The 13156-nt window shown below is 72.3% G+C and carries 12 protein-coding genes; 10 read left to right on the top strand and 2 right to left on the bottom strand.

Annotated features, from left to right (window positions below; translation table 11 throughout):
- Positions 1–17: 17 nt before the first annotated feature.
- Genes N912_RS50005 through N912_RS50000 form a run of 3 tightly spaced genes read left to right on the top strand, consistent with a single transcriptional unit; the run spans position 18 to position 3258 of the window.
- Positions 18–1205 (top strand): amidohydrolase, encoded by a 1188-nt coding sequence (locus tag N912_RS50005; protein WP_037062931.1) that lies wholly within the window; start codon positions 18–20, stop codon positions 1203–1205.
- A complete protein-coding gene (locus tag N912_RS0107080; RefSeq protein ID WP_028921903.1) occupies positions 1202–2473 on the top strand; it encodes an amidohydrolase in 1272 nt (423 codons plus the stop codon). Before N912_RS50005 ends, N912_RS0107080 begins: the two co-directional genes overlap by 4 nt.
- Positions 2470–3258, top strand: a complete 789-nt coding sequence (locus N912_RS50000) for an SDR family NAD(P)-dependent oxidoreductase (RefSeq protein WP_037062928.1) — start codon at positions 2470–2472, stop codon at positions 3256–3258. Before N912_RS0107080 ends, N912_RS50000 begins: the two co-directional genes overlap by 4 nt.
- Before the next feature lie 18 nt (positions 3259–3276).
- Here the strand turns inward: N912_RS50000 and N912_RS0107070 are convergent, their stop codons facing one another.
- Complete coding sequence (locus N912_RS0107070) at positions 3277–3816, bottom strand: 2'-5' RNA ligase family protein (protein ID WP_028921902.1); 540 nt, start codon at positions 3814–3816, stop codon at positions 3277–3279.
- Between the two features lie 101 nt (positions 3817–3917).
- Here N912_RS0107070 and N912_RS0107065 point away from each other — a divergent pair, with 101 nt between their 5' ends.
- The 3 genes from N912_RS0107065 to N912_RS0107055 all read left to right on the top strand — a co-directional run bounded on the left by N912_RS0107065 (position 3918) and on the right by N912_RS0107055 (position 8741).
- Positions 3918–4622 carry a hypothetical protein gene (locus N912_RS0107065; protein WP_037063700.1) on the top strand — a complete coding sequence of 235 codons (705 nt, stop codon included), beginning with the start codon at positions 3918–3920 and terminating at the stop codon, positions 4620–4622.
- Between the two features lie 113 nt (positions 4623–4735).
- Entirely contained in the window at positions 4736–7999 is a 3264-nt protein-coding gene (lysX, locus tag N912_RS0107060; protein WP_211261144.1) for a bifunctional lysylphosphatidylglycerol synthetase/lysine--tRNA ligase LysX, read from the top strand.
- Between the two features lie 40 nt (positions 8000–8039).
- Positions 8040–8741 (top strand): FadR/GntR family transcriptional regulator, encoded by a 702-nt coding sequence (locus N912_RS0107055; RefSeq protein WP_028921899.1) that lies wholly within the window; start codon positions 8040–8042, stop codon positions 8739–8741.
- A gap of 29 nt (positions 8742–8770) precedes the next feature.
- On the opposite strand, the gene N912_RS66955 is transcribed toward N912_RS0107055, so the two are convergent.
- Positions 8771–8974 carry a hypothetical protein gene (locus N912_RS66955; protein WP_211261143.1) on the bottom strand — a complete coding sequence of 68 codons (204 nt, stop codon included), beginning with the start codon at positions 8972–8974 and terminating at the stop codon, positions 8771–8773.
- Between the two features lie 4 nt (positions 8975–8978).
- On the opposite strand from N912_RS66955, the gene N912_RS0107050 reads away from it, so the two are divergent.
- Genes N912_RS0107050 through N912_RS0107035 form a run of 4 tightly spaced genes read left to right on the top strand, consistent with a single transcriptional unit; the run spans position 8979 to position 13147 of the window.
- A complete protein-coding gene (locus N912_RS0107050; protein WP_211261142.1) occupies positions 8979–9752 on the top strand; it encodes a carbohydrate ABC transporter permease in 774 nt (257 codons plus the stop codon).
- Positions 9752–10597: a carbohydrate ABC transporter permease gene (locus tag N912_RS0107045; RefSeq protein WP_028921897.1), complete on the top strand. Its 846-nt coding sequence runs from the start codon at positions 9752–9754 to the stop codon at positions 10595–10597. The genes N912_RS0107050 and N912_RS0107045 overlap by 1 nt, the downstream gene beginning before the upstream one ends.
- Positions 10594–11946 carry an ABC transporter substrate-binding protein gene (locus N912_RS0107040; RefSeq protein ID WP_028921896.1) on the top strand — a complete coding sequence of 451 codons (1353 nt, stop codon included), beginning with the start codon at positions 10594–10596 and terminating at the stop codon, positions 11944–11946. Before N912_RS0107045 ends, N912_RS0107040 begins: the two co-directional genes overlap by 4 nt.
- Positions 11947–11950: 4 nt before the next feature.
- Entirely contained in the window at positions 11951–13147 is a 1197-nt protein-coding gene (locus N912_RS0107035; RefSeq protein ID WP_028921895.1) for an enolase C-terminal domain-like protein, read from the top strand.
- The last annotated feature ends 9 nt before the right edge of the window (positions 13148–13156 follow it).

The raw sequence follows: 13156 nt of genomic DNA, 5'->3' as shown, positions 1-13156 counted from the left end.
AGAGGAGGTCCCCACGCGTGTCTGGCGCCGGCGCCGAGGTCCACGAACGGATCGCGGACGAGATCAGCGCACTGTCCGAGACCCTGACCGAGCTGAGCCTCGATCTGCACGCCCATCCCGAGCTGGCGCTGGAGGAGAAGTACGCGGCCAGCCGGCTCGCCGGGCTGCTGGGCGCGGACTTCGCGGTGGAGGAGGGCGTCGGCGGGCTGCGGACCGCGTTCCGTGCCCGCGCCGGCTCCGGGTCGCCGGTGCTCGCGTTCCTGTGCGAGTACGACGCGCTGCCCGGCGTCGGCCACGGCTGCGGGCACAACCTGATCGCGGCCGGCGGGGTGGGCGCGGCGCTGGCCCTGCGCCGGGCCGCGCCCGAGCTGCCGGGCACGGTGTCGTGCATCGGCACCCCGGGGGAGGAGGGCGCGGGCGGCAAGGTGCTGCTGCTGGAGGCCGGCGTGTTCGACGACGTCGACGCCGCGCTGATGTTCCATCCCGGCGACACCACCATGCCGATCCGGCACGCCACCGCCACCCGCCGGCTGGAGATCGAGTTCCACGGCGTGGCCGCGCACGCGGCGGCCAGCGCGCACGAGGGCCGCAGCGCGCTGGCGGCGATGATCCAGTTCTTCGTCGGGGTCGACGCGCTGCGCCAGTTCGTCCCGGAGACCTCCCGGCTGCACGGGGTGATCACGCACGGCGGCGAGGCGCCCAACATCGTGCCGGCGTACACCAGGGCGGAGTTCATGGTCAGGGCGCTGACTGGCGAGGTGGTGGACGAGCTGGTCGACCGGGTGGAGGCGATCGCCGCCGGGGCAGCGGGCGCCACCGGCACCACCGTGACGATCGCCAGGGGAGTCCGCTATGCCGAGCGCAAGAACAACCACGTGATCGCCGGTCTGGTCGCCGGCCACCTGCGCCGGCAGGGCGTTGCGGTCGAGCAGCCGCCGCTGCGGGGTGGCACCGGATCCTCGGACATCGGTAACGTCAGCCTCGTGCTCCCCGCCATCCACCCGTACCTGCAGGTGATGGACAGGGGCACGCCGAGCCATTCGCTGGCCATGGCCGAGGCGGTCGCCCAGCCCCGCGCGCAGCGGGCCATGCTGCGGATGGCCGTCGCGCTGGCCTGCGCCGGTGCCGACCTGCTGGCCGACCCGGAGCTGTTCGCGTCCGCGCGCGCCGAGTTCGCCACCCGAGGCCCGGACCTGCCGGAATGACCCACCCCTGGCCCGACGACCCGACCGACGTGGTGGCCGTGCGGCGCGACCTGCACGCCCACCCCGAGCTGGGCTTCACCGAGATCCGCACCGCCGCCAGGGTGGAGGCCGCCGTGCGCGCGCTGGGCTGGTCGGTGCGCTCCGGCCGGGACGTGATCGACGCGGCCGGCCTGCCGGGGCTGCCGGCAACGTCCGTGCTCGACCACGCCGCCGAGCGGGCGCGGGCCGAAGGGGTGGCACCGGACACCGTGGCGCGGCTGGCCGGCGGCCACACCGCCGTCATCGCCGACCTCGACGGGAACCGGCCGGGCCGGCGGGTCGCGCTGCGGTTCGACCTCGACGCGCTGCCGATCACCGAGCCGGACGGCGCCGACCACCGGCCCGGCGCCGGCGGCTTCGCCTCCCGCCACCCGGGCGTGATGCACGCGTGCGGGCACGACGGGCACGTGGCGATCGGGCTGGCGCTGGCCGCGGCGCTCTCGTCAGGCGACTTCCCCGGCAGCGTCCGGCTGCTGTTCCAGCCCGCCGAGGAGGGGGTGCGCGGCGCCGCGCCGATGGTGGCGGCGGGGGCGTGCGCGGACGTCGACGTCCTGCTCGCGGTGCACCTCGCGTTCGGGCTGCCCAGCGGGCTGCTCGCGCCGGCCGCCACCGAGCTGATCGCCACGTCCAAGCACCTGGCCCGCTTCACCGGCCGGCAGGCGCACGCGGCCAAGGCCCCCGAGCAGGGCCGCAACGCGCTGCTCGCGGCGGCCACCGCGGCGCTCAACCTGCACGCGCTTCCACCCTTCGCCGGCGCCGTGACCAGGGTCAACGTCGGCCGCCTGGTCGCCGGCGTGGCCCCGAACGTGATCGCCGGCGAGGCCGAGCTGAGCTACGAGACCCGGGCCGACACCGCCGGCGTGGCCGCCGAGCTGGCCCGCCGCGCCGAGGTGGTGGTCCGCGCCGCCGGGGACATGTACGAGGCCGGCGTCGAGCTGACCGTCACCGGCCGGGCCACCGCCGCCGTGACCGACCCGGCCGTGGCCACCGCGCTGACGGCCGCCGCCGAGGGCCTCGCCGAGGTCAGGCCCACCCACCCGCTCGGCGCCAGCGACGACGCCAGCCTGCTGATGGACGAGGTGCAGCGCGCCGGCGGCCTGGCCGGCTACGCGATCGTCGGCTCGGACACCCCCGGGCCGCCGCACTCGCCGCTGTTCGACGTGGACGAGGCGGTGCTGCCGGTGGCCGTGTCCTGGCTGGAACGTTCTATCAAGGAGGGACGCTGGTGACCCGGCACGTCCTGGTCACGGGCGCGGCCGGTGGCCTCGGCGGCGCCATCGCCGAACGGTTCGCCGCCGCCGGCGACCGGATCACCGGCGTGGACGCCCGGTACCCGGTCCTGCGCGAGCGCCTGGACGCGGTGGCCGCCGCGCACGACGTGGCCGTCGACGCGATCGAGGCCGACCTGAGCGTCCCGTCGGCCGGCGAGGTCGTGGACCGGGCATGGCAGCGCAACGGCCCGGTCGATGTGCTGGTCAACGCCGCCGGCATCTGGCCGGCCACGCCGCTGATCGAGATGACCGCGCCGATGTGGGACCACGTGCTCGCCGTCAACACCCGGGCGCCGATGCTCACCACCGTGGCCCTCGCCCGCCTGGCGCGCGGGCGCCCGGCCGCCGTGGTGAACCTCGCCTCCGGAGCGGCCATCCGTGCCCGCCCCGGCGCCGCGCACTACTGCACGTCGAAGGCGGCGCTGGAGATGCTCACCCGGTCCTGCGCCGTCGAGCTGGGCGCGCACGGGATCCGGGTCAACGCCGTGTCGCCCGGCTTCGTGGCCGGCAGCAGCCAGGACGTCAACCCGATCACCGACGAGTACGCCGCCGCCGTGTCCGCCAACCCGCTCGGCCGCGTCGGACAGCCCGCCGACGTCGCGGCTGCCGTGTACCACCTCGCCTCACCCGACGCCGCCTGGACCACCGGCGCCGTGCTCCGCGTGGACGGAGGCTCCTCGGCGGGCAACCCCACGCTGCCCGTGCACTGGTCCGGCACCACCAAGGCACAGTCCCCGCGCTGACCCCCCAACGCCGGGGCGTCAGCCAAGCAGCGGGAACTCGGCGTGCCGGCGCCAGCGGTCGCCATCGCTGACGAAAAGGCTCACCGACGAGACGTTGGCGACAACCGGCAGTCGCGGGGCCAACGCGGCTTCCACCTCGTCGAACACCCGGGTCGGCTGGCCATGGGCGACGGTGAGGTGGGGAACGACGTCGGCGAACCGCCCACCGTAGGGCGGCGCCTCGGGCCAACGCCGCGCCACGGCGTCGGTGAGCGCGCGAAACGGCCGGTCGGGCGTTGGCGCGAGGTAGAGCGCCTCGGGAAAGCGCTGGCAGCCCTCGAACCGGACGGTGAAGGGGGAACGCTCGCCGGCCAGCGCCCGCAGCGCCTCGATCGTCGCGGTATCGAGGCGGTCGCTGCCCAGGAACGGGAACAGGACCGTGACGTGCGCGGGGACTCCGACCGACGCGGAGGAGTCGTAGCGCCGTCGCGAGGCTCCGACCAGTGGCTCGGCCGAGGCGACCGTGGCGAGCAGGGCCGTGTGCCCCGCTTGGCGCACTGCTGAGGCGTCGTCCGGCATGGCGAGATGATCTCGAATCCTCGACGTACTCGCCAACCCGATTGCGACCAGCGATATATCACAATGGCGTGGTCGCTGGTCTCCGTGGAGGTGAGGTGTCGATGCTGGAGGAACGGGTGCTGGGCGCCTGGATGCTGGGGGCGTTCCTGGTGGTGTTCATCGTGACCCGCATCGTCACCCGGATGATCCGGGCCGGCCGGGGGCCGTTCCGCAACGTCGGCGTGGCCGGGGTGCACGTGCACCACCTCGTCCCCGGGATCTTCCTGCTGCTGCTGGCCGGGGCGGGGGAGTTCGCCTACCGGCCGGACGGGGTGTGGCAGGTGGTGCTCGCCGTCGCGTTCGGCGCGGGGGCGGCGCTGACGCTCGACGAGTTCGCGCTGTGGCTGCGGCTCTCCGACGTCTACTGGGAACGGGAAGGCCGCCTCTCGGTGGACACCGTGCTGGTGGCCGGCGCCCTGGGCATGCTGGTCGTGCTGGGCGCCGACCCGCTCTACGTCGACCCCGAGGACGGCGTGGGCATCGGCGCGACCACGATCGCGCTCACCATGGCCCTGTCGTTCGTCGCGGTGCTCAAGGGCAAGCCGGCGTGCGCGGTGCTCGGCCTGTTCGTCCCGGTGATCGCCCTGGTCGCGTCGATCCGGGTGGCCAAGCCGACCTCGGTGTGGGCGCGGCGCTGGTACTCGCCCGGTTCCCGGCGCGCCGGCCGGGCGCGGGCCCGGTTCCCGGTGGGCGAGCGCACCTGGTGGGACCGGCTCGCCGAGGCCGTGGGCGGACGGTTCGAGGAGGGCGACCGCCCGTCCGCGTGACATCGCGGGCCTTCCGTCACGGAAAAGGATCACCCGGTCCTGGTCTTGCCGGTCCGGTCCGGGCGGGGTCATGGTGGTTGGCTCGGGACGCCTGATGCGAACGGGAAGTGGCGATGGAACGTATGGTGCGCGCCGCTCCCTCGGTGTTCGGCTGGTACGCGCGGGTCGTCGCGCTGCTGTCGCTGCTGACCTGGCTGTCCGGCTCGATCGGCGACTGGCTGATCGACGTGGACCCGCTCGGCGTGGTCTACGCGCTGGGCTGGTGGCCGAGCCTGCCGTTCGCCGCGATCATGCTGTTGCTGTCGATGGGCCTGCGCAGGCGCAAGCGGGCGGCGTGGCGGCTGCTGCTGGTCGTGCTCGGCATCGTGCTGGCCCGTACCGCCGGCTACCTCGTCGGGTACCTCACGCTGGTGCCCGAGGAGCGGGCCGAGTACAGCGCGCTGGATGTCGCGGCGCTGCTGGTGGTGCCGTCGGTTCTGGTCGTGGTCGAGGTGGCTTGGCTGATAGCCGCCCGCCGCGAGTTCGCCGCGCTGCCGGACAGGGCCAACCGTGGGCTCGCCGCGGCGGTGTTCGCCGTCATGCTGGTCGTCACCATCGCGCTCGGCGCCACCCTGGTCGCCGGGTTCGACACCGGTCCCGACTCCCCGCCGGGGGCCGATGTCGCCTACGCCGTGCTGCAGAGCGCCCTCGGCCCGCAGGTCACCGGGGAGTACCTCGGCGTCGTGGTGCCGGGCTGGGTCGACCTGGTGCTCGGGGTGTTGGGCAGCGGGCTGTTGCTGGTGGTGGTCTGGGCGCTGCTACGGCCGGTCCGGGCGGTGGCCGTGCTCGACGAGTACGAGGAGCTGACCGCCCGAGGGCTGCTGCTCGGGCACGGGGAACGGGACTCGCTGGGCTACTTCGCGCTGCGCGACGACAAGGACGTGATCTTCGATCCGGACCGGCGCGCCGGGATCAGCTACCGGGCGGTGGGCGCGGTGTGCCTCGCCGCCGGCGATCCGCTGGGGCACCGGGACGCCTGGGACGAGGCCATCCGGGCCTGGCTGCGGGAGTGCCGTGCGCACGCGTGGACACCGGCCGCGCTCGGGGCGAGCGAGCGGGGTGCGGACGCCTACGCCCGGCGCAGCCTCGACGCCCTCGAGCTGGGCGACGAGGCGATCCTGGACCTGGACGCGTTCCGGCTCGACGACCCGGGGCTGCGCCCGGTCCGCCAGGCGGTTCGGCGGGTTCGCCGCGCCGGGTACACGGCCCGGATCCGCCGCGCCCGGCAGATCCCGGACCCCGAGCTCGCGGAGCTGGCCGAGGCCGCGGACCGGTGGCGGGACGGGGCGACCGAACGCGGCTTCTCCATGGCGCTGGGCAGGTTCGGCGACCCCCGTGACGCCGACTACCTCGTGGTCGAGGCGCTCGACGCGGCCGGTGCGCGGCGCGGCCTGCTGGGTTTCGTGCCGTGGGGCGCGACCGGCCTGTCGCTGGACCTGATGCGCCGCGACCGGGCCGCCGAGAACGGGCTCAACGAGTTCATGGTGGCCGCGCTCGCCGACGAGGCCGGGTCGATCGGGGTGCGACGCGTCTCGCTGAACTTCGCGGTGCTGCGCGGTGTGTTCGAGCGCGGTGGCCGCCTCGGCGCGGGGCCGGTGCTCCGGCTGACCTACCGGGTGCTCTCGGTGGCGTCCCGGTTCTGGCAGCTGGAGTCGCTCTACCAGGCCAACGCGAAGTACCGGCCGCGCTGGGTGCCGCGCTACGTGTGCTTCCCCCGGCCCGCCGACCTGCTGCCGGTGGCCGTGGCCGCCGCGCGGGCGGAGGGGTTCGTGGTGCTCGGCCGGCGCGCGGCGACCACCCGCGCCCGGCCGGACCCGGCGCTGGTCGAGCGGATCCGCCGCCTCGAACGGGAGGCCGCGCAGGCCCGCTACCCCCGCCGCCGGCTGACCGAGCAGGAACGGGTCCGGCACGCCAAGCTGGACGCGCTGCGCGCGCGGGGCGTCGACGCCTACCCGCCGGCCAGCCGCGCTCCCGCCGACGACCCCGCTGAGCTCGCCCGGGAGCTCGCCGGGCTGCCGCCGGACCGGCGCACCGGCCGCGACGCCGAGCTGAGCGGGCGGGTGCTGCGCCAGCGCGACCACGGCCGGTTGCGGTTCGTCGAGCTGCGGGGCACGAACGCCGACCTGCAGGTGATGCTCAGCGCGGACACCACCGCATGCTTCGACCTGTGGGAGAACACCGTCGACCTGGGCGACCAGGTGGCCGTCTCCGGCGAGATGATCACGACCCGCACCGGCGAGCTGACGCTGCACGCCCGGTCCTGGTGGATGGCCGCGAAGTGCCTGCGGCCGCTGCCCCGACGGCTGGACAGCGACGCGCGCCGCCGGCGCAGGCACCTCGACCTGATCGTGAACGCGGACGCGCGGCGGATGCTGCGGCTGCGCTGCGCCGCGGTCGCCGCGCTCCGCGACGAGCTGCGCGGGCGCGGGTTCGCCGAGGTCGAGACGCCGATCCTGCAGCCGGTCCACGGCGGCGCGGCGGCCCGCCCGTTCCGGACCTGGATGAACGCGCTCGGCGCCGACATGTACCTGCGGATCGCGCCCGAGCTGTACCTGAAACGCCTGCTGGTCGGGGGCTCGGGGCCGATCTTCGAGCTGAACCGCACGTTCCGCAACGAGGGGCTGTCCGCCCGGCACAACCCCGAGTTCACCATGCTGGAGGCCTACCAGCCCTACGCCGACTACCACACCGCCGCCGACCTGCTGCGCGACCTGGTCGTCGCCGCGGCCAGGGCGGCCCTGGGGACCACCGTCGTCGAGCGGGACGGCCTGCGGCTCGACCTGGCGGAGCCCTGGCGGCACACCACCGTGTACGGCGCGGTGTCCGACCAGCTCGGCCAGGAGATCACCCCGGCCACCCCGAGGGACCGGGTCGCGGGGCTGGCCGAGGCCCACGGGGTGGACCCGGATCCCGGATGGGGGCAGGGGCGGCTGGTCCAGGAGCTGTTCGAGCGGCTCGTCGAGGAGCACCTGGTCGCCCCCACGTTCGTGCACGACTACCCGGCCGAGACGTCCCCGCTGGCGCGCCGCCACCGCGACGACCCGCTGCTGTCCGAGAAGTGGGACCTGATCGCGTTCGGGATGGAGCTCGGCACCGGATACACCGAGCTCAACGACCCGGTCGACCAGCGCGACCGGCTGACCGAGCAGTCGCTGCTCGCGGCGGGCGGCGACCCGGAGGCGATGGCGCTGGACGAGGACTTCCTGGCCGCGATGGAGTACGGCATGCCGCCGGCGTGCGGGCTGGGCATGGGCGTGGACCGGCTGATCATGGTGCTCACCGGCCGCACGATCGGCGACACCATCCTGTTCGGCCCGGCCAGGGCCGCGGAGCGCTAGCCTCTGGACTGACCAGGTTGGCACACCACTGGGGGCGCGAATGAGAGAGCAGCACGCGCTGGTGGCCGAGCTGGTGCCGTTCCTGCTGTCCCGGGGCTATGCGCCCAACGAGCGCGGGCCCTCGGAGCGAGAGCTGGCCGAGCGGTTCCACGCCAGCCGGGCGCAGGTCCGCGAGGCGCTGTCGGTGCTGGAGGCGCTGCGGCTGATCGAGCGACGGCCGAAGTCCGGGATATACCTGACCACCGAGTCGGCCAGCATCGAGACGCTCACGCTGTTCGCCCAGCTCGGCATCCCGCTGTCCGAGGACGAGATTCACCAGGTCGCCGAGGTCCGCCGCATCCAGGAGCTGGCCGCCGTGCGGCTGGCCTGCCAGCGCCACGGCGACCAGGACCTGGAGGAACTGGGCCGCTGCCTGGACGAATGGGACCGGGCGATCGCGGACAACGGCCCGGTCGGAGACCTCGACCGGGCATTTCACTGCGGCATCGTCAAGGCCACCCAGAACATGGTCTTCCTGCGCCTGGTCGACATCTTCTACCTGATGACGAGCCGCCGCCGGGAGTACTACTTCCGCGATCCGGCCCGCCGAGTGCAGTCCCACCTGGAGCATCAGCGGATCTTCCGCGCGGTGCGCGACCGGGACGAGGGCCGGGCGGTCCGGCTGCTGGACGCGCACCTGGCCAGCGCGGACAGCTACTGGCAGGACCTGCTGCGCGCCGGCCACACCGAGCCGTCCCCTTGATCATTTATCGGCGCGGTCTTCCAATCTGGTCAGTCCAGAGTTAGGGTCGGGTTGCCGACGGCTTGGGGGTGATCGGAAAGCCACGCCAGCGCGGTTCCGGATGTACAAGGACGTACAGATGCCACCGGAGGGCTGTTCACGTTGCCCAGAATCACGCTCGACACCCGCTCCTCATGGCTGACCCGGGTGCCGCCGTTGGTGAACTGGCCCGTGATGTTCGCCGTTCCGTTCATCGTCGTGACGCTGCTGGTCGTGGTCTACCCGGTTCTCTACGGTTTCTGGCTCGGTGCCGACCCGTCTCTCTACACCTCGCTGTTCGAGGACCCGACCTATCTGCGCGCGGTCTGGAACACCTTCCTTTTCGTCGGGATCGGGGTCAACGTCAAGCTGGCCCTCGCGCTGCTGCTCTCCGGCTTCTTCGCGCTCGACAACTGGTGGATACGCGGGTTGCTGGCGATATGCCTGCTGCCGTGGGCGATTCCCGCGGTGCCGGCGTTCCTGTCCATCCAGTGGATGCTCAACCCGCAGTGGGGAATGCTGAACACCCTACTCGGTGATCTCGGCATTCCGAGCCCGGACTGGTTGGTCAGCTACCCGTGGGCGCTGGGCGCGGCGATCGGCGCCTATGTCTGGAAATGGCTGCCGTTCTGGACGCTGATCTTCCTGGCCGCCCGGATGGCGATACCGCACGACATCTACGAGGCGGCCGCCGTGGACGGGGCGACAGGGATGCGGCGGTTCCGCTGGGTGACCCTGCCGATGCTCAGCAACGTCTACCTCACCAGCACGCTGCTCTCCACCATCTGGACGCTCAGCGACTTCAACACGATCACGTTCATCACCGGCGCCGGCCCGGCCGACTCCACCCACGTGCTGGCCACCCTGGGCATCCGGTACGCGTTCAACGTCGGCAGCATCGACCAGGGCGTCGCGGTCGCGCTCAGCGCCCTGCCGGTGATCATCCCGTTGATCGTCGTGCTGGTCCGCCGGCTGGGTCGGGAGGCGACGTGATGAGGTCGCGCTCCCCGGGCCGGACCGTGGGACTGGTCGCGGTGGCGGTGGTGCTGCTGTGCTGGACGCTGCTGCCCGTCTACCACATGTTGATGATGGCCGTGAGCCCGGACGACGAGGTGTTCCGGCCGCACCTGTGGCCGGCGCACCCGACGGGGGAGCAGTTCGTCTCGGTCCTCACCCAGGGGGACTCGTTCATCGAGCACTTCTGGCGGCAGTTGTTCAACAGCATGTACGTGGCGGTCGTGACCACGCTGCTGGTACTCGTCATCGGCAGCCTGGCCAGCTTCACGATCGCCCGGCTGCGGCCGCGCTGGGGCAACGCGCTCTCCAACGGCGCGCTGGCGACCTACGTCATTCCCACGTCCTTTCTGGCCATTCCGCTGTACCGGGTGATGGCCACCTACAGCCTGTTGGACAGCGCGTGGTCGTTGATCCTGTCGATGACGGCGTTCGCGTCGCCGTATGCGATGTGGGTGTTCACGCAGTACGCGCGCAGCGGCATTCCGACCGAGCTGGACGAGTCCGCGCGGGTGGACGGCGCCTCCAGCTGGCAGATCTACCTGCGGATCTATCTGCCGTTGATGCGGCCGGTGCTGGTCGCGGTGGGAACCTATGCGCTGCTCGCCGCATGGAACGAGTACCTGCTCGCCTTCCTTCTGTTGAACTCCGAGCAGAACATGACGCTGCCGGTGGCCCTCGGCTCGTTCCTGAACACCGACCAGGTGCCGTGGAACCTGCTGATGGCGACCTCGCTGTTCTACGCATTGCCGCCGGCGGTCATCTACTACGTATTCCGCAAGAACGTCAGCACGGGTTTGACCGCGGGTGGTGTGAAAACATGACAATCGGACGGCGCGATTTTCTGTACGGCGCGGCCGGCATCGGGGCCGCCGGGCTGCTGGCCGCCTGCGGGAACTCCGGCGCGAGCAGCGGCGACGCGCTCGCCGTGTGGTGGAACCAGGGCTTCTACCCCTCCGAGGACGAGGCCGTGCGCCAGGTCGCCCGCGCCTGGGAGCAGGCCTCCGGCAAGAAGGTGGACCTGCAGTTCTACGGGACGAACGACATCCCGAAGAAGGAGGCCAGCGCCGTCGCCTCGGGCAACGTCCCGGACATCATCCACACCGAGAAGCACCTCAACCCGCGCTACGCCTGGGAGGGCCGCCTCGCCGACGTCACCGAGGTCGTCCAGTCCCAGCAGCTCACCGACGGCGCACTGCGCGCGTCGCGGTTGTTCAACAGCAAGAAGGGCGCCGCGTCGTACTACTCGGTGCCGGTCTTCCAGTTCACCGTGTCGCTGTTCTACTGGAAGAGCCTGCTGCGCGACATCGGGATGGACCCGGCCGGCCTGCCCAACGACTGGAACGGCTACTGGGACTTCTGGAAGAAGGCGCAGGGGGAGTACCGGCGGCGGGGCAACAACGACATCCACGCGGTGGGCTGGCCGATGGGCACCGCCGCCGGCGACACCAACTACGACACCCAGCAGGTGCTGCGCGCCTACGGCGTGGAGCTGCTGGACGAGCAGAACGCGCTGCGCGACACCCCGCAGGTCCGCCAGGGCATCGCGCAGGGCCTGGCCTGGATCGCCGAGCTGCACAAGCAGGAGCTGTCCCCCCGCGACAGCCTGAACTGGCAGGACAGCGGCAACAACACCTACTTCCTGAACCGCTCGGTGCTGGTCACGCCCAACGGCTCGCTGTCCATGCCCGGCGCGATCAAGGACCAGGACCGGGCCAAGTGGCAGGACATCGTCACGTCCGGCTTCCCGGCCCGCCCGGACGGCGGCGAGCAGCCTTCGATCACGCTCACGCACAACGCGGTGGTCTTCGAGAAGAGCGAGAAGAAGGCCATGGCGATGGACTTCCTCAAGTTCCTGATGCGCCCGGAGAACAACCTGGAGATCCTCAAGGGCGGCCAGGCCCGGTGGTTCCCGGTGCACAAGTCGTTGCTGGCCGACCCGTACTTCGCGCGCTCCGAGGACCCGAACATCCAGGTGGTGACCAAGCAGCTCAGCGGCGCGACGGTGCCGCAGTGGGCGGACCTGAGCCCGGCGTACAACCAGGCCGAGAACGGCCAGCAGGTGTGGGGCAACGCGATCGGCCGGATCGTCCTGCAGGGCCAGAGCCCGGCGCAGGCGGCGGACTTCGCGATGGACCTGATCAAGCGGCAGTTCGACCAGTTCAAGAAGTGAGGACATGAAGATCGCGGCCGTTCGATGCGTGGAGTACACCGGCACGATGGACCACCCCGGGGCGTTCTGGGAGGAACGGCTGATCCGCCCCGTCGACGTCTACCCGCACTTCGCCGCGCAGGGCCCCGAGTACCTGCCGCCGAGCGCGCCCGGCTCGTACCGGATGACGTCGATCTTCGTGCACATCGAGACCGACGAGGGCGTCACCGGAACCGCCGGCCCGATCCGAGGTGACCAGGCGTACCTGGTCCTCACCCAGATCGCCCCGCTGCTGGTCGGCCAGGACGCCCTGGCCACCGAGTACCTGTGGGACGTCATGTACAGGTACCTGGTGCACGGCCGCAAGGGCGTGCCGATGCTGGCGCTCAGCGCGGTGGACTGCGCGCTGTGGGACCTCAGGGGCCGGCACTTCGGCGTCCCGGTGCACGTGCTGCTCGGCGGGCCGACCCGGGACTCGATCCCCGCCTACGCCTCCGCGCTGGGCTACTCGCTGGAGACCGACAGCGCCCGCGAGCGGGCCGCCGAGCTGGTCGGCCAGGGGTTCACCGCGATGAAGTGGTTCCCCCGGCACGGGCCGGTGGACGGCAAGGCCGGGGAGCGGGCCACCATCGCGCTGGTCGCGGCGCTGCGCGAGGCGGTGGGCGCGGACGTGGACATCATGGTCGATGCCTGGATGTCCTGGGACGTGCCGTACACGCTGCGGATGGCGCAGCGGCTGGCCGAGTACGCGCCGCGCTGGATCGAGGAGCCGGTGCTGCCGGACAAGCCGGCCGCCTACGCCGAGATCGCCCGGCGGATGCCGAACGGCATCGAGGTCTCCGGCGGGGAGCACGAGTACACCCGCTGGGGCCTGCACCAGCTGATGGCGGCCGGCGCGATGCACATCTACCAGCCGGACACCTACTGGGCCGGCGGGATCAGCGAGATGGTCAAGATCGCCACGCTGGCCAGCGCGTACGACGTGCGGCTGATCCCGCACGGGCACTCGGTGCCGGCGAACGCGAACCTCAGCTTCGCGCTGCCGCCCACGCTCACCCCGCTGCTGGAGTACCTGGTGAAGTGGAACGTCATCAACCAGTGGTTCCTCGAGCACCCGGTGCACCCGGTGGACGGGCAGGTGTCGCCGCCGACGCAACCGGGGCTGGGCATGGACCTGGACCAGGACAAGATCGAAGGCCGCCGCGAGCTGGCCTTCACCTAGGCGGTTCGG

Origin of the sequence: Actinospineispora acaciae DSM 45401 (genome assembly GCF_000620785.1) — a bacterium.
Classification (GTDB): domain Bacteria; phylum Actinomycetota; class Actinomycetes; order Mycobacteriales; family Pseudonocardiaceae; genus Pseudonocardia; species Pseudonocardia acaciae.
The sequence above is the reverse complement of the archived record's forward strand: the minus strand, read 5'-3'. Positions and strand labels throughout refer to the sequence as shown.